Source organism: Nostoc sp. 'Peltigera membranacea cyanobiont' 213 (assembly GCF_002245975.1).
In the GTDB taxonomy this organism is placed as follows: Bacteria; Cyanobacteriota; Cyanobacteriia; order Cyanobacteriales; family Nostocaceae; genus Nostoc.
This window is the reverse complement of record NZ_NOLI01000007.1, coordinates 22617-47531: the sequence shown is the minus strand read 5'-3', so window position 1 is coordinate 47531 and position 24915 is coordinate 22617. Positions and strand designations below refer to the sequence as shown.

At 40.8% G+C, this 24915-nt stretch carries 27 protein-coding genes and 1 pseudogene; 12 read left to right on the top strand and 16 right to left on the bottom strand.

The window, feature by feature from the left end:
- Positions 1–122: 122 nt before the first annotated feature.
- The 4 genes from CDG77_RS03515 to CDG77_RS03500 form a co-directional block, all read right to left on the bottom strand.
- A complete protein-coding gene (locus CDG77_RS03515) occupies positions 123–1286 on the bottom strand; it encodes a DUF58 domain-containing protein (protein WP_094328034.1) in 1164 nt (387 codons plus the stop codon).
- A 64-nt stretch (positions 1287–1350) separates the two neighbouring features.
- A complete protein-coding gene (locus CDG77_RS03510) occupies positions 1351–1650 on the bottom strand; it encodes a type II toxin-antitoxin system RelE/ParE family toxin (RefSeq protein ID WP_094328033.1) in 300 nt (99 codons plus the stop codon).
- Entirely contained in the window at positions 1647–1913 is a 267-nt protein-coding gene (locus tag CDG77_RS03505) for a ribbon-helix-helix domain-containing protein (RefSeq protein WP_094328032.1), read from the bottom strand. Before CDG77_RS03505 ends, CDG77_RS03510 begins: the two co-directional genes overlap by 4 nt.
- 93 nt (positions 1914–2006) lie before the next feature.
- Entirely contained in the window at positions 2007–2594 is a 588-nt protein-coding gene (locus CDG77_RS03500; protein ID WP_094328031.1) for a Uma2 family endonuclease, read from the bottom strand.
- 122 nt (positions 2595–2716) lie between these two features.
- Between CDG77_RS03500 and CDG77_RS03495 the strand changes: the two are divergent.
- A pseudogene (locus CDG77_RS03495) lies at positions 2717–2911 on the top strand (DUF29 family protein); the annotation flags it as partial.
- An 83-nt stretch (positions 2912–2994) separates the two neighbouring features.
- Here the strand turns inward: CDG77_RS03495 and CDG77_RS03485 are convergent.
- Positions 2995–3255, bottom strand: a complete 261-nt coding sequence (locus CDG77_RS03485) for a DUF2281 domain-containing protein (protein ID WP_094328030.1) — start codon at positions 3253–3255, stop codon at positions 2995–2997.
- Between the two features lie 176 nt (positions 3256–3431).
- Between CDG77_RS03485 and CDG77_RS03480 the strand changes: the two genes are divergently transcribed.
- From CDG77_RS03480 to CDG77_RS03470, 3 genes are all read left to right on the top strand, one after another.
- The gene (locus tag CDG77_RS03480) at positions 3432–3794 is read left to right on the top strand and encodes a DUF433 domain-containing protein (protein ID WP_223269703.1); all 363 of its coding nucleotides are present in this window, start codon (positions 3432–3434) and stop codon (positions 3792–3794) included.
- A gap of 78 nt (positions 3795–3872) precedes the next feature.
- On the top strand, positions 3873–4148 hold the full coding sequence (locus tag CDG77_RS03475; protein WP_223269702.1) for a DUF5615 family PIN-like protein: 276 nt from the start codon (positions 3873–3875) through the stop codon (positions 4146–4148).
- Positions 4149–4329: 181 nt separating this feature from the next.
- Positions 4330–6045 carry an AIPR family protein gene (locus tag CDG77_RS03470; RefSeq protein ID WP_223269701.1) on the top strand — a complete coding sequence of 572 codons (1716 nt, stop codon included), beginning with the start codon at positions 4330–4332 and terminating at the stop codon, positions 6043–6045.
- 282 nt (positions 6046–6327) lie between these two features.
- Here the strand turns inward: CDG77_RS03470 and typA are convergent, their stop codons facing one another.
- The 3 genes from typA to CDG77_RS03455 form a co-directional block, all read right to left on the bottom strand.
- Complete coding sequence (gene typA / locus CDG77_RS03465; protein ID WP_094328028.1) at positions 6328–8118, bottom strand: translational GTPase TypA; 1791 nt, start codon at positions 8116–8118, stop codon at positions 6328–6330.
- Positions 8119–8704: 586 nt separating this feature from the next.
- Complete coding sequence (locus tag CDG77_RS03460; RefSeq protein ID WP_094328027.1) at positions 8705–10375, bottom strand: dipeptide ABC transporter ATP-binding protein; 1671 nt, start codon at positions 10373–10375, stop codon at positions 8705–8707.
- Positions 10376–10571: 196 nt separating this feature from the next.
- Positions 10572–10868: a hypothetical protein gene (locus CDG77_RS03455; protein WP_094328026.1), complete on the bottom strand. Its 297-nt coding sequence runs from the start codon at positions 10866–10868 to the stop codon at positions 10572–10574.
- A 525-nt stretch (positions 10869–11393) separates the two neighbouring features.
- Between CDG77_RS03455 and CDG77_RS03450 the strand changes: the two genes are divergently transcribed.
- Positions 11394–11660 carry a hypothetical protein gene (locus CDG77_RS03450; protein WP_223269700.1) on the top strand — a complete coding sequence of 89 codons (267 nt, stop codon included), beginning with the start codon at positions 11394–11396 and terminating at the stop codon, positions 11658–11660.
- Between the two features lie 576 nt (positions 11661–12236).
- Here CDG77_RS03450 and CDG77_RS03445 read toward each other — a convergent pair.
- Positions 12237–12446, bottom strand: coding sequence for a hypothetical protein (locus tag CDG77_RS03445; RefSeq protein WP_094328023.1), 210 nt, complete (start codon positions 12444–12446; stop codon positions 12237–12239).
- A gap of 384 nt (positions 12447–12830) precedes the next feature.
- Here CDG77_RS03445 and CDG77_RS03440 point away from each other — a divergent pair, with 384 nt between their 5' ends.
- On the top strand, positions 12831–13148 hold the full coding sequence (locus tag CDG77_RS03440) for a hypothetical protein (protein WP_094328021.1): 318 nt from the start codon (positions 12831–12833) through the stop codon (positions 13146–13148).
- A gap of 201 nt (positions 13149–13349) precedes the next feature.
- Positions 13350–13697 carry a thioredoxin gene (gene trxA, locus CDG77_RS03435; RefSeq protein WP_094328019.1) on the top strand — a complete coding sequence of 116 codons (348 nt, stop codon included), beginning with the start codon at positions 13350–13352 and terminating at the stop codon, positions 13695–13697.
- Between the two features lie 130 nt (positions 13698–13827).
- Here the strand turns inward: trxA and CDG77_RS03430 are convergent, their stop codons facing one another.
- From CDG77_RS03430 to CDG77_RS03415, 4 genes are all read right to left on the bottom strand, one after another.
- On the bottom strand, positions 13828–14361 hold the full coding sequence (locus tag CDG77_RS03430) for a dihydrofolate reductase family protein (protein WP_094328018.1): 534 nt from the start codon (positions 14359–14361) through the stop codon (positions 13828–13830).
- A gap of 15 nt (positions 14362–14376) precedes the next feature.
- Positions 14377–14631: a TIGR03643 family protein gene (locus CDG77_RS03425; protein WP_094328016.1), complete on the bottom strand. Its 255-nt coding sequence runs from the start codon at positions 14629–14631 to the stop codon at positions 14377–14379.
- 39 nt (positions 14632–14670) lie between these two features.
- Positions 14671–16473, bottom strand: a complete 1803-nt coding sequence (locus CDG77_RS03420; RefSeq protein ID WP_094328013.1) for an ABC transporter ATP-binding protein — start codon at positions 16471–16473, stop codon at positions 14671–14673.
- 69 nt (positions 16474–16542) lie between these two features.
- Complete coding sequence (locus CDG77_RS03415; protein WP_094328011.1) at positions 16543–18336, bottom strand: ABC transporter ATP-binding protein; 1794 nt, start codon at positions 18334–18336, stop codon at positions 16543–16545.
- A 193-nt stretch (positions 18337–18529) separates the two neighbouring features.
- Between CDG77_RS03415 and CDG77_RS03410 the strand changes: the two genes are divergently transcribed.
- Positions 18530–19591, top strand: a complete 1062-nt coding sequence (locus CDG77_RS03410) for an L-histidine N(alpha)-methyltransferase (protein WP_190233898.1) — start codon at positions 18530–18532, stop codon at positions 19589–19591.
- A 340-nt stretch (positions 19592–19931) separates the two neighbouring features.
- Here the strand turns inward: CDG77_RS03410 and CDG77_RS03405 are convergent, their stop codons facing one another.
- The 3 genes from CDG77_RS03405 to CDG77_RS36215 all read right to left on the bottom strand — a co-directional run bounded on the left by CDG77_RS03405 (position 19932) and on the right by CDG77_RS36215 (position 20787).
- The gene (locus CDG77_RS03405; protein ID WP_442938345.1) at positions 19932–20141 is read right to left on the bottom strand and encodes a type II toxin-antitoxin system HicB family antitoxin; all 210 of its coding nucleotides are present in this window, start codon (positions 20139–20141) and stop codon (positions 19932–19934) included.
- Positions 20128–20394, bottom strand: a complete 267-nt coding sequence (locus CDG77_RS03400) for a toxin HicA (protein ID WP_094328008.1) — start codon at positions 20392–20394, stop codon at positions 20128–20130. The genes CDG77_RS03405 and CDG77_RS03400 overlap by 14 nt, the downstream gene beginning before the upstream one ends.
- A gap of 237 nt (positions 20395–20631) precedes the next feature.
- Positions 20632–20787: a hypothetical protein gene (locus tag CDG77_RS36215; protein WP_181154203.1), complete on the bottom strand. Its 156-nt coding sequence runs from the start codon at positions 20785–20787 to the stop codon at positions 20632–20634.
- Between the two features lie 68 nt (positions 20788–20855).
- Here CDG77_RS36215 and CDG77_RS03395 point away from each other — a divergent pair, with 68 nt between their 5' ends.
- The 4 genes from CDG77_RS03395 (at position 20856) to patX (ending at position 24860) form a co-directional block, all read left to right on the top strand.
- Positions 20856–21626 (top strand): pentapeptide repeat-containing protein, encoded by a 771-nt coding sequence (locus CDG77_RS03395; RefSeq protein ID WP_094328006.1) that lies wholly within the window; start codon positions 20856–20858, stop codon positions 21624–21626.
- Positions 21627–21675: 49 nt separating this feature from the next.
- Positions 21676–22293, top strand: a complete 618-nt coding sequence (locus CDG77_RS03390; protein ID WP_094328004.1) for a TenA family protein — start codon at positions 21676–21678, stop codon at positions 22291–22293.
- A gap of 417 nt (positions 22294–22710) precedes the next feature.
- Entirely contained in the window at positions 22711–24525 is a 1815-nt protein-coding gene (locus CDG77_RS03385; protein ID WP_094328002.1) for an FAD-dependent oxidoreductase, read from the top strand.
- A gap of 107 nt (positions 24526–24632) precedes the next feature.
- Positions 24633–24860, top strand: coding sequence for a heterocyst-inhibiting protein PatX (gene patX / locus CDG77_RS03380; RefSeq protein ID WP_094327999.1), 228 nt, complete (start codon positions 24633–24635; stop codon positions 24858–24860).
- The last annotated feature ends 55 nt before the right edge of the window (positions 24861–24915 follow it).

Sequence of the window (24915 nt, the reverse complement as noted above, 5' to 3'; positions counted from 1 at the left end):
GGGAATGGGGAAGAAGCAAGGGAGTAGAGAAGGGAGAGTAGTTTTCCCTTCAGCAAGAGCAGCACCCCGCCCCTCTGCCTCTTTTCAATTCCCAATTCCCAATTCCCAATAATTACTGCAATTTATAATAAATGTAATGTTTTTTGTAGCTGGGGTTGTAGAGCGCGATCGCTTTGTAAAACTATACCAGGACGATCCCGATTGATTATCTCTTGTTCTGGTAATGAAGAAATATTTGGCCACAAAACCCAGCGACTACCTTGAGGAAGAGTAGCAACACTCAGGGGGTTTTGAGTCAGCCAAATCAAGGGATAGCTTTTAGGAACTACTGAACTGGCATCTTCTAGGGCTGTTGTTGCTGCTAAGGTTTCTAAAACAAAGCGATCGCCTTTGATTAAATCTGTGGATGCTGTCCATAGTTGCACCTCTAATTGCTGTTGCTGTGCGTAAAAGTACAGCGAAGCTGCGGCAATTACTGCTTGTTCAAAGTTTTCTTCTTCCCAATTGCTAGCGTTGTCCAGGGCAATAACTATTTCTTGTCCACCTGTAACCATTTCTAACTCCCGCACCCTTAATTCACCATAGCGGGCGCTAGTTCGCCAGTGAATCAGACGGGTGGGATCTCCGACGCGGTAAGGACGGAGCGATCGCACCAGTCCCGTTGTCGCTGTCTGCAATGGTCTACCACGAGGATCGCCCCTTTTGCTCTCTTCTTGCCCCATTTCGTCTACTAAGGGGCAGGTAGCTAAGGGTAAGATTGTAGGATACACGATCGCTGTGGCTGCACAATCACGCTGACGGCGACACCAAAATAATCCCAAAGGCGCACCAGAACCTAGTTCGACTGTGTGCCAACGATAAATGCCCCGGCGTTGGGTAGGGTGGTAATATACCCAACGGTAACTACCTTGACTAGGAATTGTTTCGATTGCTTTTTGTACTGGTTTCCCTAAGACGAAGGGCAAAATATCCTCGACTTGCAACAAACTTACAGGCTGCTGTGTATGATTGCGGATTTCTAATTCCACAGTTAGCTCGTCACCTGCTGACACTGGTTGTATGGGACGGCGAGTGATGGATAGACCTGTGAGCGATCGCGGCGGTAAGATGGCTGCTACACCCAAAAGGGCAAAACTGATGCCGCTAATGGCGTACAGCCAACCAGCCATCGTATTGATACCTGCTCCAAAAAAACAAATAGCCGTTACTGCTAGCACCCAACCGCCATAAGTAGGGGCACAAGCGCGGGTTTCTAACCAATTGGTGATGGGTTTGATGATTTTCATGTTTCTTTTTTAACCCAACCCCACCCTAAATTCACAGTCTCTCAGGGGTTCGCCAAAAAAGATTTTAGTTGGATTCCTCAAAAAGAGATGGAAAGTTACGACGACCACTTACAATCCGTAGAATTTCGATACCATCATCTAATACTCTGTAGAAAATGATATAGCCTTGCAAGGATATACCTCGGAGGTCTGGACGAATTTTTCCGTAACTTTTACCACTGTTTGGAAAGGCAACAAGTTGTTGGCACTTGCGGTTGAATTCACTGAAAAATCGCTCTCCTGCTTCAACGTTAGTTTCAGCAAAGTAGTCGGCAATTTCATTGATATCTCGGCTGGCAAGAATGTTGATGACGTAGCGACTCATGCTTGCGCCTGATGTCCTTGTCGAAACCGCTCTAGAATTTGGTTTACGAATGTCTCTCCATCAATAGGTGGCGTTTGGTCTGAAGCTAAAATCGCCGCATCAATTTTTTCTCGTACATCCTCGACCCATTCAGCATCGGCGCGATCGTATTCATCAAGCAAGCGTAAGGCGATTTCAAGGGCTTCTTCTGCGGAGCGATATTTCCCAGCCTGAAGCTTGGTTTGAATAAAGCGTTCTTGATCGGGTGTGAGACTGATGCTCATAGAAAACCTCTATTCAGATTATTCACCATTTTATGTTAAAAAACTCACTCTGCTTTTTCGTTCAGTTAGAGTTTATTTAAGAAACACAGTAAGTCAATTTTTACGCTGTAACCAAGCAAAGACTTCATTAACAGAGAGCGTCAAATTTAAATCTTCTAACACTGGTAATATATCTTGTCCCGCTAACAAATCTGGTAAAGAATTAGGCTGATAAACTAAAATACAGCGTTCACTTGGATCAATCAACCATCCTAGCTGACTGCCATTTCTCAAACAGTATAGAATATTGCCAGTTACTTTCGTTTGACTTTGAGCAGGGGAAAGAATTTCGATGATCCAAGGGGGTGCAAAATCAATCCCTCTGCTAATAATATCACCGCTCTCATCCAGTGGTATTTGATTTGTAGAGATCGCAACCACATCAGGAACTACTGAACGATTACCGCAGGTACAGCGCAATTCAGGAAAGGCTTCATAGTTACTGCCCAACGCATCAATCACTGCAACTAAACGTTTTTGCAATAAACTGTGTTTAGCCCCTCCCATAGGTTTCTGAATTGCCTCTCCGTTAATATATTCCCAAGCTGGTGACTCTTCAATGTATGGAAGTTTTAAGAACTCTTCTAGAGTCGTGCTTTCTGTAACTGTAATTTTTTCTTGCGTCAACCCAATATTTTTCATAATCTGGAGTCACTTAGGAATTGTATGCACAACTTAACAATTTATCTGTATTTTAGTGGTTTGCATCTATAAATTTATAATTGTATATGATTAGATTATGGAATGTAGGTAGAAGGTAAAATATGACAATTACTACCAACTTAAAACAACTCTATGAAACTGATGAAAATTTATGGTTGGAAGAAACTATTGAATTATTAAAACAAAAACAGTTTAACCAACTTGATTTAGAAAACTTGATTGAGGAATTAATCAATTTGGGTAAAAGAGATTTAGCTAAAGCCAAAGGTCTTTTAAGGCAAATTATTATTCATATAACCCATAACCGCAGTTCGGTAAGCCTTGTGCTGGGGTTGGGTCTGATCAACTAAACACAATAAGACTCCTGCATCGCACAGGATCATAGCTCTAACCCTTGTTGCCGATACTTGTTGAGTAGGAGTTGCTGATAGTTGCTGACTGGTTCAGGTGGAGATACGTCTAGGGAATCCACAGCTTCAAACCATTGTGACCATTTTTCCACAAGCGTTTCATCAGGCTGACTGTCAGCAATTTTAACTTGATGTTTGTGGATAACAAAATCAATGAAATCGGTCACTTCTTGTAGGAGTGGTTCGGAAAGTTGCTGCAATTTTGCGATCGCAGTTTCACGAATAGTCATGAGAATAATCCTTTTTCAGTCCTCTTCATTGTTACTCAAAGATTAGCCACGATAGCTGTATAAGTAGGTAGACATAATTAAATATAAAATAAATTCCTAGTTTGTAGTGAGCGATTTATCGCTCAGAGCAAGGATTATCAGGACTAAAGTCCTTACTACAAACTTTAAATTTATTTATGCCTAGATACTTATTATTAAATAATGGAACACACCTCGAAGATTTACCAATGCAGTTAGTTAGTCGGGAGCATATAGCGATCGCTTCTGATGTGCGGAGTGGCAAGCCCTGTATTGTCGGTACTCGCATGGCTGTAGAAGATGTGGCAGTGATGAATTTAAAGCTAGGATATTCTTTGGTAGAGATTTCTGGTAAGTATGACCTTTCACTAGCATCTGTTTACGCGGCAATGGCTTATTATTTTGATCGCCGAGACGAGATTGATCATCGCATAGCAGAAGAAGATGAGTTAGTTGAGGTACTGAAGCAAAATCATCCCTCACGTCTTCAAGAAAAACTGAGACAGTTGAGGAATGAGTGAACGCATTCGCTTTCATCTGGATGAAAATGTCGATCCTGCGTAGACGCAAAGCGGCTTGTCGTAGACATCGCCCTTGGCTTGCGTCGTTATGGAATTGATGTTACAACAACCGATGATGTGGAATTACGTACTCAAAGTGATGAAGTTCAGTTAGTGTTTATTCAGGAAACACAGCGAGTACTGTTCACTCAGGATACAGATTTTTTGATTATTGCCAGTTCTAGGCTTGATCATCCTGGGATTACGTACTGCAAAAAAGGGACTCGTTCAATTGGTGAAATCATTGAAACGTTGGTTTTAATTTATGAGGTGATGACACCTAAAGAGATGGTGGGACGTGTCGAGTTTGTGTGAAATGAAAGCACTACCGAGAGGCGATGTCTACGACGGGCTACGCCTACGCACTGTAAATCTATGCTGCTAATTGGCGATCGCTTTTTGTAAGAATACCTGCGGGCTAGCGATCGCCTTTTATTGCTCACCTTCCAAATGTCCTTCAAGTTTGTATCGTATATGATAAGGGAATTTAGCCTCTGTGCCAAAATCTATGCTTAATCTTGATTACACCAATCTTGTCCAAATCATCCAGCCTTATAAGATTCCAGGACGTGAAGAAGCTAGTGCGTTTTTAAGTTGGTTCTTAGTGAATATATATAGATTAAACGTTATTGAAGTTCAGAATATAGTTTGTGACGGACGTGGAGACAAGGGTATTGATGGAATTTATATTAATGAGAATGAAGAATCTATAGATATTTTTCAATCAAAGACAGTTCAAAATTCTAATAAAACTTTAGGAGACACGCAGCTTAAGGAATTTGTAGGAAGCTTGAAGCAGCTAGAAACGTCTGAGGGCATAGACTCGATGATATCAACAACTGGCAATACTCAACTGAAAAATTTGCTTATGGAGTATAGAGATATTTTTATCTCTTCCAGATATACAATTCATGGCATCTTTGTTACCAATGCAATCAAAGATTCAAATGCTGAGAGTTTTCTTCAAGCGACTTCACAAATTAAGTTAGAAGTATGGGATAAATCTTTAATTTCTCAGATGTATGTACCAAGCGATAAAGCAATTCCAGCAACATCTGAGATTGCCTTTGATGTTTTTGGCTTTGACTATACTCAGTATAATGTTGCCAATACTGCAAAAGTAGTAATTGCTCCAGTGTCAGCAGTGGATTTGATACAGATGGAAGGCATTGAAAATCAGCAGCTTTTCGATTTGAACTTGAGGAAAGGTTTAGGAAAGACAAAGGTTAACAAAGATATTACTAAAAGCATATCTGAACCTTCAGAACATATTAACTTTCTACTTTACCATAATGGAATAACTATTATTTGCGACAGCCTTGATACCTCAGAGAAAGATAAAGTAAAGATACAAGGATACTCAGTAGTTAACGGTTGTCAAACAGTATCTAGCCTTTATGAAAATAGAGGTAAAGTATCCAAGGATCTAAGAATATTGACTCGAATTATTCAAGTAAATTCTACACAGTCAAATCTTATATCTAGGATTACTCATAACAGCAATAATCAAAATGGTATCCAAGCGCGAGATTTTCGGTCAAACACACAGACCCAAGTTAGACTTCAACAAGAAATTGACCAGAAATATCCAGATTATTTCTATGAAATTAAGCGCGGAGATACGCCTGGTGAACGTATAGCTATAGAAAATACACTTGCTGGACAGATTCTACTTGCATTTGACTTGAAGCGACCTTCAGATGTTCAAAGATATAGTAAGATTTTTGATGATTTACACCATGATATTTTTGCTCGACCAGAAGTAACTGGAGGAAGAATTGTAGTTTTATTTGATTTATATAAAGCAATAGAAGAATATTTGGTAAAAATTGAACCTCCACTATTTGGTGGTTATCAAATAACTAAGTTTTTTCTTCTTTACCTTCTTTCAGAGGTGTTATCAGAAGATGAAGTTGGAAAAGCTTTTTGCAAAAAGCCTGAAAGTTTTTCCAAAAATCCTAGCGAGAAGGCAAATCTTCTTAAATGTATCCATATCATTATGGGAGATATAGTTATCGATCTCAATGCAGAATTTAAGGAAGCAGGTGGGGAAAACTTTGACTTTAAAGGAACTTTCAAAGCTCCAAATCTTCTACGTAGTCTAGCAAACAAAGTAATTACTTCTCATAAAAAACTTATTGCGCGTGACCGTGTTGATTCATTTTCTAAGTTGTGGAATACATTAGTCAATCAAAACAGCCAAAAAATATAACTTAGGTGAATTCTAGTAATAAAATTACCATAGCCATTGCTTTTGATTTCGCTCAACCAACTGAGTAATCGAGAGTTGAGCGAAGTCGAAACTCGTCAACATAGGTATTTTTTTCATCAGAAATCCCCTTACTAGGGCTTGACTCAAGTGATCGCACCTTACTCAGAAACTCCTAACTCCACATTAATCAAAGGCTCACAGCTACTTGATTATCATATTCCGTAGATAGTAAAACAAAAAGCCCGCTTATGCGGGCTTTTTAAATCAATTAGATAACTTTACTTACCGTTTCGCCAACTTCTTCGACATCTTCCGTAGACGAATCGATTGGGGTGTAACTTCCACCAATTCATCAGAAGCGATGTATTCCAAAGCACGCTCTAAACTCATGTCTATCGGTGCTTGCAGTTGCACCAATTCATCGCCACCAGCAGCCCGGTGATTGGTTAATTGCTTGGTCTTGCAGATATTCAATTCCAAATCTTGAGAACGAGTGTGTTCTCCCACAATCATACCTCTGTAAACCTTTGTGCCGGGAGTAATAAAGAACGCTCCTCTATCTTCGGCATTTCTCATGGCGTAGAAAGTAGAAACGCCTTCTTCAAAGGAGATTAAAACGCCTTTGTTACGAGCTTCAATGTCACCACTGATTGGACGGTAATCTAAGAAGCTGTGGTTCATGATGCCTTCGCCACGAGTCATCCGCATGAATTCACCCCGGAAACCAATCAATCCACGGGCGGGAATGACAAACTCTAATTGGGTGCGATCGCCACTACCTGGTTGCATATCTTGCATTTCGCCTTTGCGTTGTCCCAGGCGTTCTATACAGCTACCCACACCTTCAGCAGGTATGTCTAACACCAAAAGTTCGTAGGGTTCGCAAGGTTGACCGTTGATTTCGCGGTAAATTACCTGTGGCTGAGATACCTGAAACTCGAAGCCTTCCCGACGCATGGTTTCAATTAAGATACCCAAGTGGAGTTCTCCACGACCGGAAACAAGGAATTTATCGGGAGAATCGGTTTCTTCAACCCGCAAAGCAACGTTAGTTTCAAGTTCGCGGAATAGGCGATCGCGTATTTGACGGGAAGTCACCAACTTACCTTCTTGACCAGCAAAGGGCGAATCATTCACCCAGAAGGCCATTTGCAAGGTTGGTTCATCCACTTTAATTAGTGGTAAAGCTTGCGGTTCATTGGGGTCAGTAATCGTTTCTCCAATATAAGCATCAGCGAAACCAGCCACCGCCACAATATAACCTGCGGTTGCTTCTTCCATATCTACGCGCTTCAGTCCATCGAAGCCCATCAATTTGGTAATTTTACCCTTGACAATAGTGCCATTTTCTGTTACCAAAGCAGCTTGTTGTCCTGAGCGGATAGTACCGTTGTGAATTCTGCCAATCACAATCCGTCCCAGATATTCAGAATAATCTAGGGTTGTAACTTGCAATTGCAGAGGCTTATTGCTGTCGCCTACTGGTGGTGGAACGTGTTGCAGAATCGCGTTAAACAGGGGTTGCATATCTACCGATTCTGCTTCCAGGCTTTCTTTGGCAAAACCTGCCATACCAGAGGCAAACAGATAGGTAAAATCGCACTGGTCTTCATCTGCCCCTAATTCCAAGAACAGATCCAAAACTTTATCGACAGCAACGTGGGGGTCAGTTTGACCGCGATCGATTTTGTTGATGATAACGATGGGGCGCAGCCCTTTTTCTAAGGCTTTTTTGAGGACAAAGCGTGTTTGGGGCATGGGGCCTTCATTGGCATCAACAATCAGAAGACATCCATCAACCATGCCGAGTACGCGTTCAACTTCGCCACCAAAGTCAGCGTGTCCAGGAGTATCAACAATATTAATTAGTGTTTCTTTGTAGCGAACCGCCGTATTTTTAGACAGGATAGTAATACCCCGTTCCCGTTCTAGGGCGTTGGAGTCCATAACGCAATCCGGAACGTCTTCGCCTTCGCGGAAAATGCCGGATTGTTTGAGGAGTGCGTCAACCAAGGTAGTTTTGCCGTGGTCAACGTGGGCGATAATTGCGACGTTGCGAATTGGGAGCGTCATAGAAGCTTTTGGTGAACTCTAGAGGGGGTTTTGATATTTACATTTGAATGCTAGGCTTTTTTAACAGAATTGGGTATGATTAGCAAAACTCTGTAAAGAACCTTTAATAATTCTAGCGTAATCGTCACAATTGCGGTGAGGTTTGTCAACGCTGCTGAGATGGAAAGTTAGGTAGGCTAATTTGTGTGTTTAAGGTTAAATTATTTACGTGATATTGTTAGAAACCTTAACCGAGGTAGTTGAAGGGTGGGTAAATGTCTGGTTAAAGTTTCTCAGATATTTTATGTCCCGTAAATTAGCTTGACTTTTGCAACTATTGACACCAGCATTTCTAACTAGTGTTGTCCTCTCAAATTTCAATGTCTGGAGGCAGTTTTACCAGCGAATTTTTGAGAAATTAAATACCATCACTACCCCCAAACTTAGATAAGTCTTTCATGTCAGGAAAAATAAACTTTTTTCTCTAGATATAGAGTCGTAAATTATTTGCAAAAATCAATTAACCGCAGAGGCGCAGATAGGGGTATCGGAGATTTTCACTACTCATTATGTATGGTCGGAATCGATCGCTCCTCACTTTGTTTAGTTAAGCGCGTGCTAATAAGGGAGCAGCAGCTAGTAGGGTTTTGGTATAAGGGTGCTGAGGATTGGCAAAAATCTTTTTTGTCAGACCGATTTCAACAATTTTACCGCCATTCATCACGGCAATACGATCGCACAAAAATCGCGCTAACCAAAGATCGTGGGTGATGAACAGATAGGTTAACTCAAATTCTTCTTTTAATTGCAACATCAAATCCAGCACTTGCGACTGCACGCTAGCATCTAACATACTCACTGGTTCATCGCAGATCAAAAGTTTGGGGTGAGTAATCAAAGCGCGAGCGATCGCAACTCTTTGCTGTTGTCCCCCAGACAAATCTGATGGATAACGCTCATAATACACTTCTGGCGGTGTTAATCCAACTTTCTCTAGCATCCAAAAAACTTGTTCTTTTGCCTTAACGGGATCGGCTAAATTGTGGATAAATAAAGGATCGGCGATACTTTGTCCCACCGTCATCGCTGGATTAAGACAAGCATGAGGATCTTGAAAAACCATTTGGATTTGTCGCCGTGAGGAGCGAATTTCTTGACGCGACAGTTTAGTTAAATCTTGTCCTAAAAACTCTACTTTGCCACTGGTGGGGCGAATTAGTTGCAAAATTGTTCGTGACAGCGTACTTTTACCACAACCTGATTCCCCAACTAAGCCGAGAATTTCTCCTGCATAAAGATCCAAGTCAATTCCATCTACTGCTTTTATTGTCTGGGTTTGTGTCTTAAACAGTCGTTCGATAAAGTTAGGTTCTATGGTGTAGTATTGCTTGAGTTCTGTAATACTCAAAATTGGGGATTGCTTATTAAGAATCGGTAATTGCTTTTCTGAATCATTGGCAATTATCAATTGTCCATCATCTTTTACTGCTTGAATGTGTAAAGCTGCTTTTAAGAGCGATCGCGTATACTCATGTTGAGGCTCCCTAAATACGGTTTCTGTAGAACCCATTTCGACCATTTTGCCTTGGTACATAACGCCAATGCGATCGCAATATTCAGCCACCATTGCTAAATCGTGAGAAATCAGCAACAATCCCATGTTTTCTTCACCGCACAGACGAGTTAATTCTTTCAATATCTGCGCGGAAACGGTGACATCTAAGCTGGTGGTGGGTTCATCAGCAACAATCAACTTGGGGTTGAGGAGTAAAGCTAAAGCGATCGCAACCCGTTGGCGCATTCCACCGCTAAATTCGTGGGGATACTGATTCCAGCGACTAGGTGGAATATTCACCTTTGCTAAGGTAGCAAGTGCTTTTTTTTTGGCTTCCCGCGTTGATAATTCTGGTGAGTGCGCTTGGAGGGTTTCAATACAATGCTTACCAATCGTCATCAGTGGATCGAGGCGTGTCATAGGATCTTGGAAAATTAAGGCGATCGCTTCTCCTCGAAATTTCCGCAACTGGTTAGGCATCAAGTCAAATACCGACTGTCCTTGAAATGCCACCCGTCCCTCAATCCGACTAGAGGCTGGTAGCAAACGCATTACTGCCCTTCCTATAGTTGACTTTCCACAACCCGACTCTCCCACCAATCCCATTTTTTCACCTGGTTGCAAGGTGAAAGATACATCATCAACCGCCCAGCTTGCCTCTTCTCCACTCCGTTGAGGATAGGCAACTCGCAGATTTTCGATACAGAATAAGGCTTCACTCATAGTTAGTTATCAGCCCTGGGCTACCAGCTTTTATAATTTCAAATTTAAGATAGTCTATCAGATTAGTATTAAACCTCCGCTATGCAAACATCTTTATTGTCTTAGCAAATCCTTGACAGTAGTGATTTATACTGCTTGCGTCAATTTTTACTAGTTAATGTTAAGAGACAAGCAAGTATTTTCACTATTAAGCTAATTAATGTTCGCCATCTTGATGATAGCGATCGTTTATGCCTTGCTCAGTTTCTAGTAGCCGTGAAATAAGCACGTCTGGTTTTCTACTAATAACAGACCTAACTTTATCTATAGCAGTTACTTCACTGATTTTGACAACCATTTCCCAGAGAGTATCTTCCTCTGTATCTTTGTTGTAAGTTCTATGTTTAAACCACAATAAATCATCCCAAACTCCAATAATTGTGGCGAAATACCACTTATCTCGTACTAGTATCCAGATTTCTTGTTCTAAGTAAGTCTTTAGAAGAGATTTCACAATGACTAAGATATGAAAAAGATTGTGCTACATATTAGGTAAGTATTAACAGCTAAGACAACAGTTAAAATACTGATATATTTTAGTGTCAATTATATTTATATGATTTAACAACTAGCAAGCATAAAATCTCCGAAAACTATGGTTAAGGCAATATATCACCTAATAATTGCCTGAATTTGGGAAAAAATACCTGTATAAAATACAATTTCATCATTTAGTATTTGCTGTTACAGACAATAAGTACCTACTACAGCATTATCACTGAAGCCCAATTAGTGCGTATCCACCCAACCTTGCAGGGTTATTTTCTCCTTAGTATATTGAATTAAATCGGCCAGTTCCAGATATTGATCGGGTAGTTTAGCCGATTAATTCACCCATTGGTGGGAGGTAATTAGTAAGCCAATAAGTGTACTTTGATTATAGTAAGACCAACCGAAGATGGTTTGAAGCAGGATTTACGTAACAGATGTATCAATCATGTTAAACCTGATATTCACAAGATGTATAAACATCAAACCCTTGCTGGTTTCAATAGCTTTGTTACTAGCTGTACAAACTTCTGCCAATGCTGAACAACCCCTTCCTAATTTGACTCCAGCACAAACTCAAAGTTTATCCCGTGACTTAGTTCCATATAATTCTCAAGACTTTTTTAGGCAAGGAAAAGACTCGATTGAGAGAGAAATTCAAATTCTCAGACAAAGACAAGTGTCCTCAATTAAACCTGTTCTTAAGATTGATTTAGTCCGGCAGATTAAAAGACCACCTACTCAGCAAAAAATCTAAATCTTATCTAAGTAATAATTATTAGATACGTAGTAACGCACCATTATCAAGGGTTTGGTGCGTTATGCTATCGCTAACACACTCTACATATCTTTTCAGAAATCAAACCGGATTCCTATATAAGAGGGTGTTTGAAAAGTATTTCACTGTGATTTTAGGCACTTTTAGATCCCCCCTAACCCCCCTTAAAAAGCTACGGTGTACACACATCTCTGTACAAACCCAAAATCGTTGGAGATCCCCCTAAATCCCCCGATAAATTGGGGGACTTTAAGAGACTTTTGCCCCCCTTTTTAAGGGGGGGTTGGGGGGATCAAAAGGCTCTGGGGCAACTCTATAAGACTTGTGTGTACACCGTAGCCTTAAAAAGGGGGATTTAGGGGGATCTAAAACTTTTGATACCGACAAGAGGACTTTTCAAACATCCTCTAAGACCTTGGATCGCTAATTGTTGTACTGTTAATTATTGAGCTATAGCATCTCAGCTATACTTCAGGCATCACAATCGCTATGCTCTGCTTTTTGTAAACATAGTTTGTACATTTTGAATAAACTTTGCAATAAAATTTTACAATTTTAATTGTCTAACAAACTCATCAACGCTTGAATTTCAACGTCTTGCGGCTCTGACAATTGGCTTTGTAACCTTAATAATTGACTCTGCAATGCTTCCACTACATGGAGCATATTAGACTCTTGGGCAATTTTTAGCTGATTTTCTTTAATTTGGATCTGTTTAAGCAAGTCATTTTCAACGCGAATTGAGTTGTAATGTTGAGCAATCATAGCTTTACATTTTGTATCAATCTAATCTATGGAGTGCAATTAAATTTATCTCCAATGTATTATTCCACACTTTTATCATTTTTTTCTATCTGGTTATTTAATTTTCATTACTCGTAGTTTTTATGGGTATGGCAGATTTAATCCACTATGTCGATCTTTTTAGAGGCTTTTACAAAAATGGTAATTATGATATAAGATTGGTTGACTTAGGGGTAATTTTAGATAACGGACATTAATACTTACGCATGAATAACGGAAATGCTAGGCACAGAGAACACGAAACAATAATAGTTTGAGAGACTTTTGGCGTAAGTTATCACAGATAAACTTGTCTGTTACTTCACTGAGTATTGTAGGTATTTTCAATAATTTTTTGTGAACGGCATGAACTTAAAGTTTATAAAGAAAAACATTTTTCCTTTTGTAAAAGTTATATCTACAGTGCTTATAACCAGTGCAATTGGATTAGAATCGTGGAATATTTATGCCGTACTAACTAATAGTAATGTACCAAGCAGTCTGAATCCAATTTTTTGGATTGAGCGTTTTGCTATGACGTGCCACTTTATCGAGAGTATTATAGCAGCTTTTTATGCACCTTCAATAAAAAAGATACCAATCCAGTATGCTATTTATACTTTTTTTGTAGGCACAATTGGCTTGTTAGAACTTTTCGATCGAGATGACGCTTCTACATCTTGAAGGTGTGAGATTTTTGGATTAGGTAGGTTGGTAGCGATCGCATAATGCACCATCAGATTATCAAATCCCCGCTACTGAGCAAAAGTCAGTTGCGGGGGTTTCTCAATGTAGGTCACTGGTGAATCTGACAGGCAGAAGGAGGTATAGTTTGTATAGTGAGCTTTTTGCTGCAATTTTAGTTTGATACTAAGGAATAAAAAAATGTCTACTGATACTCAGATAGTTAATTACGTTGAAGAAAGTGAATTTGATGTTGTTTTAAATGGAAGTGAAGAGAAAGTTGTTGTTGTTGATTTTACCGCTACTTGGTGTGGCCCCTGTCGGCTGGTCAGTCCGTTAATGGATCAACTCGCCCAGGAATACAAAGGCCGCGCTAAAGTCGTTAAGGTAGACGTTGATAACAACAAGCCAATTTTCAAAAAATTCGGTCTTCGCAGTATTCCAGCAGTTTTAATTTTCAAAGATGGCAATTTAGCAGAAACCATCGTGGGAGTTTCTCCTTACGAGCAGTTTAGCGAAGCTGTTCAGAAGCTTCTTGAGGTTGTTTAAACTTAATTCGTAATTAAAAAATATCCGATTCCTAAAAACGGCAATGACGTTTCAGGTGGTGTTTCAATTCCCCGAAGTTCGGTGCATTGAACCGAACGCCACCTAAAGCGTTATTATCAGTTATACATTTTTAAAGATTCACTTTTCGCCTATAATGTGATTGCATTAAACCACTAGAATATTGTTTCGAGTTAATCAGCTCCAATTTTTCTTCAGGGCTAGGCGGTGGGAAAAGCTGTATACCGCCACCTAAGATAGTTGGAATAGTTGAAATAATATATTCGTCAATCAAACTGTGCTGAAGAAACGAATTGATTAATGCTCCGCCACCAACTAGCCAGAGATTTTCAAAACCTTGAGCCTCTATATTTGCTAAAGCGTTATTTACTGGATCGGAAACAAATACAACGTCCTCACGGTCAGATTGGAGATTGCGTTTGGTGAAAACGAAAGATTTCTTCCCCGGATAAGGCCATTCATCAAAACCAAGCCCTACTTCATAAGTATTGCTGCCCAAAACAATCGCATCAATGGATTCGTAGAAATCACCATAACCGAAGTCTTCCCCTTCAGTGTCAAGGATTGATAGCCATTCAATTCCCCCATCGCTGCGAGCAATATAGCCATCCAAACTAGCTGCAATGTAGAGTGTAACTTTCGTCATTTTACTTTCAATTAGTTACGTTTTTTGATTGTGCGATTTAAACCGACCTGCAATAAATTCTCGCTTAGATAAATGCTTTGTATTGCGTTTGGTGACTCGCTCTCGCCACATTTGGAAACTAGATTCTTTCATTTCGCGCCTCATTAAGGCAATTACCTGTTTCTCCAGCAACCCAAACTGAGCTTCAATAGCATCAAAAGATGTTCTATCTTCCCATGCCATCTCAATAATGCGATCGATGGTTTGTGAATCGAGGTTAGGTAGCTTCATTCCTTTTCTGGCAATTGGTAAATTTGAGCTATATATATTTTACTTTTCATTTTGAAGAACCATTGTGTCTGCTGCACCCAGTTGCAAGGCATAGAGATTGGCATAGACACCTTGTCGATCGATGAGTTCGGCGTGAGTACCTTGCTCTACAATTTGTCCCTGCTGAATCACTAATACCCGATCTGCTTGAGTAACTGTACTCAGGCGGTGGGCAATTACGAAACTAGTACGACCTTGCAGCAAACGAGCGATCGCAGTTTGTACTAGCGCTTCTGTGCGCGTGTCAATACTACTGGTGGCTTCATCAAGAATCAGAATTCGGGGGTTAATCAATACGGCACGGGCAATACTGATTAGTTGTCGTTGTCCTTGGCTCAGGGGCGCTCCCCGTTCGCCCAATTGGGTTGTATAGCCTTGTGGCAGTGAGGTAATGAACTCATGCACATTTGCCAGTTGTGCAGCCTCTTCGATATCAGCTTGGGTACTATAGGGAGCGCCAAAGGCAATGTTTTCGGCGACGGTACCACTGAACAAAATATTATCTTGTAGAACGATGCCAATTTGACGGCGTAGACTTGCTTGAGTAACGCTACGCACATCAATATCATCAATTTTCACTGCACCACTAGAGACATCATAAAAGCGCAAAATCAAGTTAATAATTGTACTTTTTCCCGAACCAGTCGGCCCGACTAATGCAATCATTTGTCCTGGATAGGCGTGCAAATTCACCCCTTTAAGAACCAATTGATCTGGGTTATAGCCAAACTTGACATTCTCAAATGTCACTTCCCCTTGAATGGGCGGCATTTCTGTCGCATTGGGTGCATCTTTGAGTTCTGACGGTTCATCTAGTAATAGAAAGATTCGCTCTAATCCGGCGAAGGCAGATTGAGCTTGGGTGTAAAACTGGCTGAGAATCTGGATCGGGCGGAAGAACTGCTGGACGTAAAGTAAAAAGGATGTCACCACACCCACTGTTGCAGATCCAGTGACTGCGAGATAGCCGCCGTAAGCCAGCACACCTGCGGTTGCAAGTGTGTTGAGAAAATCGATGGAGGGCAAAAAGGCCGAAGTAATTGCTACAGCTTCGACATTGGCATCACGATTGGCGGCGTTAAGAACGGCGAATTCTGCGATATTCATCTGTACCCGATTAAATGCCTGTGCTTCTCGCACGCTGCCAATATCTTCTTCCAACTTGGCGGAAAGCTGACCAATAGTCTGTCGAGTAACGCGAAACCTGGTTCTTGCCCAACGAGCAAACAAACTTGTGGTAAAAATCATCAGTGGTACAACCAGGTTGCTCAACAATCCGAGTTGCAGGTTGATGGAGAGCATGGCAATGATTATGCCGACCAAACTGAAAACGTTGCCCAACATTTGAGCGATCGTTAGTCCAAATGCCTGATTTACAGTATTAACATCATTTAGCAGGCGGCTCATTAAATCGCCCGCTTCGCTGCGATCGAAAAAGCTGAGGGGCAGACTTTGGATTTTAGTAAAAATATCTTGCCTCAATTGAGCCAGCAATCGCTGCATAATCCAGCCGACTCGAATAATTTGACCCCGGATTGCTAAAACGCCAAGTCCGTAGTTCAGCCCTAGTAGCCCTAATAACATTAAGAGTCCCTGCAAATTACCTTGGGCAATTAGGCGATCGATCGACCAACCGAGGAAAAACGGGCCAATTGCTTGGGTTGCGGCACCAATCAATACTAATGTCAGGGCGATGGGAATTTCTTTGCGATAAAGTAGCAGATATTGCAAAAAGCGTTGCAGGGTGGAGATTTGCTTACTCGCTCGATCGTCAGATGCAACAACGGGAATAGTGCCTCTCATAGCAATTTTGGATTTTAGATTTTGGATTTTGGATTACAAGGCTGTTATAAAAATCTCAAGCGATGCTATTTACGTTAGTTTGGGATCATTTTTTTCTTTCGTCTTTACCTGAGATTCCAAAATCACACCGTAGAGAGGGCTGGTTTCCATCAATTCCTCGTGAGTCCCTTGGGCTACCAATCGGCCTTTATCAACTAAAAAAATGCGATCGGCATTCTTAACGGTGCTAATACGTTGAGCTACTACAAACGTTGTGCAAGTTTTTTGGCGCATTAAGCCATCTAGTTCGGCTTGAATATGGGCAGCAGTTTTGGCATCTACAGCTGAGGTGCTATCATCCAAAATCAGAATGCTGTAATCGGTTAGTAAGGTACGAGCGATCGCAATTCTTTGTTTTTGTCCGCCAGATAGGCCCACGCCTCGTTCGCCCACAATCGTCTCGTAGCCATCGGGTAAACCGATAATAAAATCATGCATTTGGGCGGTTTTTGCAACCTCAATCACTTGCTCTAGGGTTGCATCGGGTTTGGCGTAGGCAATATTTTCGCGGAGTGTGCCAGAGAAAAGAGTGGTTTCTTGAAATACAATGCCAATTCGCGATCGCAGGCTTTTAAGTGTAAAACTTTTTACATCTCTTCCGTCAATGCGAACTGCTCCCCCGGTGACATCATAAAAGCGGGGAATTAAGTTCATAATTGTGCTTTTACCGGAACCAGTCATCCCTAGAACGGCGATTAGTTCGTTGGGTTTGGTTTCAAAGGAAACTTCTTTGAGAGCTTCGGTACTGGCTCCCGGATAGCGAAAGGAAACATTTTCAAAGGTGATTCTCCCACCGCAGGTTTCAAATGGCACAGCGCCGGGACAATCGCGGATTTCTACCTCTGCATCTACAACTTCATAAACTCGTTCCGCAGAAGCAGCTGATTGAGCGATCGCAGGCGCAGCAAATCCAATCAACAAAATCGGTTGGAGAATCAATGCTAGGTAGGAGTTAAACGCCACCAGTTCGCCAATGGAGAATCTACGCCCAATTACCTGCGCTCCCCCGTAGCCGAAAACTGCCAGTGTTACCAAGTTACTCATTAAAAAGATAAACGGGAAGGTATTGTGGATGGCGTTAATGGTCTTCATGTTTGCCTTCACTAGACCATCATTTAGGGTCGTGTAACGCGACCTTTCGGCTGATTCCCTAACAAAGGCTTTCACCACCCGGATTCCTTGCAAGTTCTCTTGCAATACAGCATTGAGGTCGCTCAGTTGCTCTTGGACTTGCCGAAAAAGTTTATTATTGCGACCGACAAATTGTGCCATCAACCATGCTGATACAGGTACTGCTGTTAGTGTAATCAGTGCGAGTTCCCAATTCATTACCAGCAAAACTACCGCAATAGTCACCAGTGTGACAATTCCACCAATAACCTGAATTAAGCTAGTACCAATAAAGGTACGGATCTGCTCAATATCGCTGGTGACACGGGTTAATAGTTGGGAAGTCTGCGCCTGGTCATGATAGCTAAAACTGAGATTTTGAATTTTGCTGAAAATCTTGTTCCGCAGGTCATAAGCTACACCCTGAGACGCTGCTTCTGCCAAATAGCTTTGTCCAAAGTTAAACAAACCACGAGCGATCGCGGCGAGTACCATCCAGGCGGCGCTGTATAGCACAATTTGGAGGTTGTTTTGGCTAATACCTCGATCGATTCCCCATCTAAATAATTGTGGAGTCACCGCATTTGCGATCGTCAACAGCAACAGGCTGACCAATGCTCCTAGCGAAGTCCATCGGTAAGTGCTTAAACTCTTAAGCACACGCTGCATTGACTGTATCGACGAAGTTTCTCGGAGTTCTGGCTGCTGAACCACTGAAATGCACCCCTGTATCTTTGAAAAATTATCTCGCACTTTGATTGTAAAAAAACAACTGGTCAATGGCGAATATAAAATCTATTTGTGGTGACAATTCCACATTTGGGGACAACTGCATGGGAAAATACGTCTTTGGCAAGCATTGCGGCTAATCCATTTAAATACCGAAGAAAACCAAAGAACAAGAATAATGGCTCAAAATTTTTATAGCAATTCCCAACTTCCCTCAGATATGTCAACTGCTATCAGTCGCACAGCAAAGCCAAGTTCTGAGTTCTACTCTATTTTTTCTGAAGAAGAAATCTTAGGGATAATTAATGCATTAGAAATCAGACGAGAAATCCCTCTAAAGTATTCTTATAAAGGTAGAGGTGCAAAAATATGGGATGACTTTTATCTAAAATATCTTATTCCTAGATGGTATCGAACATCGAATGTAGAAATTGAGCTTTTAAAGGCTAATTTTAACTACTTTAATGAAAATATTAAAAGTGGCGAAAAAATCAATGTCGTAGATGTAGGTGCAGGGAATTCATATCCTGCCAAAGATTTTATTCAGAAACTTAACAAATTAGATAAAATCAATAAATATATTGCCTTAGATATTAGTGAAGAATTGCTTGATGTATCCAGAAATAATTTTAAAAAATGGTTTCCTCAAGTCGATTTTATCAGTTCTCCAATTGATATAGAAAATAATTCTATACCAAAAAAATTATTCCAAAATAAAGCCGATATTGAAATTGAAAATCAAGCAAAAATATTTTTACACTTAGGCGTTACTATTGGAAATCATCAAAATAGAGATCGGGTATTCAAAAACTTTAGAGATAGTATGGAAAAAAATGATTTCCTGGTGTTCACTAATGAGATTGGCTCTAACTCTACATGGAATGGAAACGTCAGAGGTGGCTGCAAGTATCATGTAGAAGAAATATATGGATGGGTTAAAAATAAGATTGGGATTAAGTCTGAAGATTGTGAATTGGTGAGAAAGTATGATTTAAAAACCGATAGTATAGTTGCCAACATGAGATTCCATCATGATTACACTATAAACTTTAGTCTGACGGGGATAGATAAAAATATTGAAATTTCTGAAGGAGAAGAAATTACTATTTGGCGACATCATAAATATGAAATTTCCCAACTTTTGCAAGAACTAGAACGTTCTGAATTAGAACTTATTCAATATAGTACCGACAAATACAAATCACATATTATGGTAATTTGTAAGGTTGCCAGTAACTAACATTTTCAACTACATAATACCAGATTTATTAAATAAGTCGGGTATCTAAGTTTTCACAAATGATTTAGAACTGCTATAGGACTCCTATTTGATTTTTGAACAAAATTAGGTATGTAGGGTGTGTTAGAACGAAGTTCGTAACGCACAATTATCAAGGGTTTGGTGTCTTAACGACAGCGTAACGCACCTAAAATTCGGAGTGGTGCGTTAGCCTTTGGCATAACGCACCCTACGTATATTTCAAAAATCAAATATGAGTCCTATAGATACGATTATGGTAGATAGTGCCAAATATTTCTGATGATGCTAAAAACTCAGTTTGACTCGGTTGGTGTATCAATTAAATATACATCAAACGCGGTCTAGGTTGAGGAATTGAACGCCCTAAATCCTTGGCTGTTTCTATCCATTGCTGCATAACTAATTCTACATTGTGCAAGGCTTCTTGATAAGTATCACCATCAGCAGCACAACCTGACAATTCTGGTACTTCTGCAATAAAGGCTTGATCTAGTTCACTCCAGTAGAGAATAATTTCATAGCGAAACATTATTTTTACTTCCTAGCTTATATTTGATAATTACTGCACGAATTTGTTTAATCTGATAGCTTTTGGCTTTCCCTTTCTTTTGTTGTAAGTTCAATATTTCCTCAACATCGGCTTTGACAAAAATGCGATGATCGCCACGAATCCGTTCATCAAAGCCTAGTGTATATAAGAGTTGCCACAGTTGGGCAAAAGGGATATCTGTATCAGAAGTCCCAGAGAGAATTTTTTCTAAGAGTTTGTCTTGCTGACTCACGTTTTTTTGACTGCTTTAATGTTTCTATAGTCTCATATTTATTTAAAATCAGGGCATATAAGAGCAAATTTATCTTTTTACCACGGCTTCACTGATTTACTTGATTAAAGAAAATCCTGATTATTTGGATGTTAGAGATGCTTGATTTTAAACGATATTTTGCACAGGCTTTAGTGTTGTTCCCTCAGTTTTGACTATCATACAGATGCATCATTTTGCTTGACATTGATAGCTTGGTTATTTCTCTATAATGCGGAAATGCGATCGCCTAGCAGACGCACCAGAAGGTATAGCCTGGTAAACACGGTGTATTAAACCCAACCTGTAAGCACTATACTCAAACTTACAAGTAATATAGGTAACTACAGAGGTCAAATTATTGAGATTGCTCATATCATAATGCTGAGGTATAAATCCGTCTCAGTTAGTATTAAATATTGAGTAATAAATATTACGCGAATATGAAGAACCAAATTCTCGGTGCAGCCGCATTTTTAACCACCATTAGTTTGACAACAAGCGTACAAGCGGCAAATTCTGAACATGTTAGACAATTATTGGCAACCAAACAATGTCAAAACTGTGATTTGACTAATGCAGGTTTAGTGATGGCTGACTTATCTGGAGCCAATTTGAGCGGTGCTAATCTCACAGGTGCTAACCTCAGTCGTGCAAACTTGAGCGGTGCAGATTTGCGAGGTGCAAACTTGAGTGGCGCTAGTTTATTTGGTGTTAATCTCAGCGAAGCTAAATTTAGTGGGGCAAATTTGGCGGGTACTGATTTGAGAAATACCTATCTAGCAAATGCAGAAATGAAAGGTGCTTACCTAAATGGTGCTAACTTCCAAGGTGCAGTTGGCATCCCATCACAAATTGCTTCACCAGATGAATTTTATGCTTTAGGTATAGCAGAAGGGCAAAAAGGCAACCAACAGCAAGCAATCGGTTATTTTAATCAAGCGATCGCTATTAAACCAGAATTTGCAGGTGCTTATTTAGCTCGTGGTATCGCCCGTTACCAAATACTAGATAGACAAGGTGCATTCCAAGATGCCCAAGTTGCTGAAAAGTTATTTACATCCCAAAATAATACCCCTGGTACACAAACAGCCCAGGCTTTTATTAAAGAACTGAAAACACCCGTAAACGATCGAGTAAGCACTGGTAGTCCCAGTTTCGTTGACTTTTTGGGAAGTCTTGGCTCAGTTTTACTCCAGTTCTTCCCTTTTTAAGTGTTTCCTTTTTGAGAGGATAAAACAAATGACAAATGACAAATGACAAATGACTTTATCTAATGAATTATGGGTAGTAAATCAAGACTTAGCTCAAGCTTGCTTAGAGCATCCTTTCGTTCGGGGCATTGGCGATGGTACTCTTGAGCAGGTGAAATTTGCTTACTATGTAGGGCAAGATGCTTTTTTCTTAGAAGCTTTTGCCCGTGCGTACAGTATCGCCGCAGCTAAAGCACCAGACTGGTTAGGTTTCACTACATTTCATAACTTAGCTAGTGGAGTTTTAGAAGAACTGCGGCTGCATAGTGGCTATGCTTCTCAATGGGGAGTCAATTTGCATTCTGTGGAACCTGGAACCGCCACGCGCCGCTATACTGACTTTTTGTTAGCAACTGCTTGGAGTGGAGATGTGGGTTTAACTGCGGCGGCTATGTCTCCCTGTATGCGTTTGTATGCCTTTTTGGGAGAACAATTAGCTCATAATGGTATTCCTAATCATCAATATGCAGACTGGATTCGTACTTACAGTAGCGCAGAATTTCAACCACTAACACAACAATTAGAAAGTTTGGTTGACAATTATGCCACTACCAATTCTGTTGTGCATTCAACCTATCGTTATGCTATGTTTTGCGAACGCGACTTTTTTCAGGCTGCGTGGGAGTAGTAAAAACTGCTGTTATCATCTGCTCAAAAATAGTCTAGACAAATTCTTGAATATATACACCTAGTCTCCTCACCCACAATCATCATTTCTATTGAAAAGGTTTTGAGTATTTTTAGGACTTACACAAAACGGTTTCCCGCAGGGTATTACCCCTACCAGAAAATCAAGGTTTGGGTTATTTTTTGCTTAAGAGGATGTTTGAAAAGTATTTCACCGTGATTTTAGACACTTAGCGATCCCCTAATCCCCCTTAAAAAGGGGTGAACCGGAATCAAAGTCCAGTTTTTAAGGGTAGCCACTGCGGTTTTGGGGTGTCCCCAAGTGAAGCAAGTGGCGTGGATTTAGGGGGATCTAGAATGTTTTGATACCTACAATAGGACTTTTCAAACATCCTCTAAGTCCTGTCTAAATTAAGCAATGGTTAATCAGACATACACAGCTGATGTCTTAGTTGTCGGTGGTGGAACTGGAGGCACTGCGGCTGCTATCCAAGCAGCGCGACGGGGAGCCAAAACGATTCTGGTAAGTGAATTTTCTTGGTTGGGGGGAATGCTAACTTCAGCCGGAGTATCTGCACCCGATGGTAACGAATTAGAAGCTTTTCAAACGGGGTTATGGGGTGCGTTTTTGCAGGAATTGCGACAACGACAGCCCGGAGGATTAGATAACAGTTGGGTAAGCTTTTTTAGTTACGATCCTCGAATTGGGGCGGAGATTTTTGCAGATTGGGTGCAAGAATTGCCAAATCTGCACTGGATTTCTGGACAAGTGCCAATAGAAGTTTATCGTCAAGGTGATTCTATTACTGGTGTGCGCTTTGCTGATTTTGCTGTCACAGCCAAAATTATTCTCGACGGCACAGAATTAGGAGATTTATTAGCTTTAGCTAAAATACCTTACCGTTGGGGCTGGGAATTGCAATCTGAATGGGGAGAACCCAGCGCCCCAGTGAATTTTAACTCTTTCACCAAGACATATCCAGTGCAAGCGCCTACTTATGTAGTGATTATGCAAGACTTTGGTGATGCGATGTCTACGACGGGCGTAGGTGCGGCACCAGAAATTCCAGCTGCCCCTAACTATAATCCTTCAGAGTTTACAGGCGCTTGGGATGCCTATGGAGCAGAGACATTTTTGAATTATGGACGTTTGCCTGATGGGCGATTCATGATTAATTGGCCAATCTGTGGCAATGACTACGGCCAAGGATTAGGGCGGCTGATAGAGTCAGATGTGTCCAGAGGTGAATTCATCCAAGAATCTCGCTGGCACAGCCAAAATTTTGCCCATTTTATCCAAAATCAGCTTGGTCGCCGCTATGGTTTAGCAGAAAAAGTATTTCCTCACACCTCTACAGCTTTTGCACTGCATCCTTATTACCGCGAAAGCCGCCGCTTAGTGGGGCTAACTACTGTCCGAGAACAGGATATTTTACCGATCGCTGAAGGGAGAGTTGCATCTATATTTAATGATGCGTTCGCCCTTGGCGTTTGCGAAGCGATCGCAGTTGGTAACTACGCTAATGACCATCATTATCCTGGTGTTCAATTCTCACTGCAACCAAAATCTATCCGTTGGGGCGGACGTTGGACTGGAACTCCCTTTACAATTCCTTACAATTCCTTAATTCCAGCCACTACAGATGGTTTCTTGGTTTGTGAAAAGAACATTTCTGTTTCCCACATTGCCAATGGGGCCACCAGATTACAACCTGTGGTTATGGGTATTGGTCAAGCAGCAGGAATGGCGGCAGCGATGTGTGTTGAGTTAAACTGCCAGCCGAGGTATTTACCTATTCGGGCGCTGCAAACAGCTTTATTAGCAGATAATCGCTCAAAAACAGCAATTATTCCTTTATTTAATCTTCCACCCAATCGTTCGGATTGGCTGCACTGGCAACTGTATTACTTAAATAACCCACAAGCCTATCCAGATAGTGGTTATTGCCCTTGCCCATCGGAGAATGAGTACCCTGACTCTGCTTTTGACAAGGCATTAATTCGAGAAAGTAACTGTTTCAAAGGCATTTTCTCCCGTTTGGATCGGCAGGAATACAGATTTGCTGTCACAGCACCAGTTGCATATCAAGGGCAAAATTGGCAGCTTGTGACTTTGCGATCGCATATTGACGAGCAATTAAGCGCTTATCCTCACGAACAATTAGTTACATTGTGGGGTCGTTACAACCACTTTGGTAATTGGTTATTAGTCGAACATTTAAACGGAGGGTAAGAAGAGTTTATTTTCAGTAAAGCAGAATACTTTTTGATGAATTGTCCGGATATTAATCAAAAAGCTAAGTATCAGTGAAGTGGAGAGTTCCAAAATAGACATTTGCTATGCGTGCTGCCATTTCACTTTTAGTATCGAGTCTGGTGTTCGGCCCCTTAGCTTCTAACTGCCAAGCAATGGTCAATCACTTATCAACTGGGCTACTTTCCACGCCTGTTTCGGAACAGTGGCTCTCGGCAGCATCTGAACAAAATCCAGATGATGCGCCACGTCATCGCGGTAGTGGGCGTAGGGAAGTAACGCAAAAATACGGAATTACCTATGTTGTGGTTTAACTACCGTAGGGTAATGCCTCTTTTTCCAAAAGAACCAAATTACCAGAAAACACGA

What these genes read in the sequence shown, in the direction of transcription:
- CDG77_RS03485 (WP_094328030.1), bottom strand. Translation starts at nt 3,255, where the DNA reads ATGACTATTCGTGAAACTGCGATCGCAAAATTGCAGCAACTTTCCGAA.
- CDG77_RS36215 (WP_181154203.1), bottom strand. Translation starts at nt 20,787, where the DNA reads ATGAGCAATCTCAATAATTTGACCTCTGTAGTTACCTATATTACTTGT.
- CDG77_RS03460 (WP_094328027.1), bottom strand. Translation starts at nt 10,375, where the DNA reads ATGAGTGAAGCCTTATTCTGTATCGAAAATCTGCGAGTTGCCTATCCT.
- CDG77_RS03445 (WP_094328023.1), bottom strand. Translation starts at nt 12,446, where the DNA reads ATGATTGCTCAACATTACAACTCAATTCGCGTTGAAAATGACTTGCTT.
- CDG77_RS03515 (WP_094328034.1), bottom strand. Translation starts at nt 1,286, where the DNA reads ATGAAAATCATCAAACCCATCACCAATTGGTTAGAAACCCGCGCTTGT.
- CDG77_RS03430 (WP_094328018.1), bottom strand. Translation starts at nt 14,361, where the DNA reads ATGACGAAAGTTACACTCTACATTGCAGCTAGTTTGGATGGCTATATT.
- CDG77_RS03510 (WP_094328033.1), bottom strand. Translation starts at nt 1,650, where the DNA reads ATGAGTCGCTACGTCATCAACATTCTTGCCAGCCGAGATATCAATGAA.
- CDG77_RS03390 (WP_094328004.1), top strand. Translation starts at nt 21,676, where the DNA reads ATGACTTTATCTAATGAATTATGGGTAGTAAATCAAGACTTAGCTCAA.
- trxA (WP_094328019.1), top strand. Translation starts at nt 13,350, where the DNA reads ATGTCTACTGATACTCAGATAGTTAATTACGTTGAAGAAAGTGAATTT.
- CDG77_RS03425 (WP_094328016.1), bottom strand. Translation starts at nt 14,631, where the DNA reads ATGAAGCTACCTAACCTCGATTCACAAACCATCGATCGCATTATTGAG.
- CDG77_RS03385 (WP_094328002.1), top strand. Translation starts at nt 22,711, where the DNA reads ATGGTTAATCAGACATACACAGCTGATGTCTTAGTTGTCGGTGGTGGA.
- CDG77_RS03410 (WP_190233898.1), top strand. Translation starts at nt 18,530, where the DNA reads ATGGCTCAAAATTTTTATAGCAATTCCCAACTTCCCTCAGATATGTCA.
- CDG77_RS03500 (WP_094328031.1), bottom strand. Translation starts at nt 2,594, where the DNA reads ATGAAAAATATTGGGTTGACGCAAGAAAAAATTACAGTTACAGAAAGC.
- CDG77_RS03505 (WP_094328032.1), bottom strand. Translation starts at nt 1,913, where the DNA reads ATGAGCATCAGTCTCACACCCGATCAAGAACGCTTTATTCAAACCAAG.
- patX (WP_094327999.1), top strand. Translation starts at nt 24,633, where the DNA reads ATGCGTGCTGCCATTTCACTTTTAGTATCGAGTCTGGTGTTCGGCCCC.
- CDG77_RS03480 (WP_223269703.1), top strand. Translation starts at nt 3,432, where the DNA reads ATGCCTAGATACTTATTATTAAATAATGGAACACACCTCGAAGATTTA.
- CDG77_RS03440 (WP_094328021.1), top strand. Translation starts at nt 12,831, where the DNA reads ATGAACTTAAAGTTTATAAAGAAAAACATTTTTCCTTTTGTAAAAGTT.
- CDG77_RS03420 (WP_094328013.1), bottom strand. Translation starts at nt 16,473, where the DNA reads ATGAGAGGCACTATTCCCGTTGTTGCATCTGACGATCGAGCGAGTAAG.
- typA (WP_094328028.1), bottom strand. Translation starts at nt 8,118, where the DNA reads ATGACGCTCCCAATTCGCAACGTCGCAATTATCGCCCACGTTGACCAC.
- CDG77_RS03405 (WP_442938345.1), bottom strand. Translation starts at nt 20,141, where the DNA reads ATGTTTCGCTATGAAATTATTCTCTACTGGAGTGAACTAGATCAAGCC.
- CDG77_RS03395 (WP_094328006.1), top strand. Translation starts at nt 20,856, where the DNA reads ATGAAGAACCAAATTCTCGGTGCAGCCGCATTTTTAACCACCATTAGT.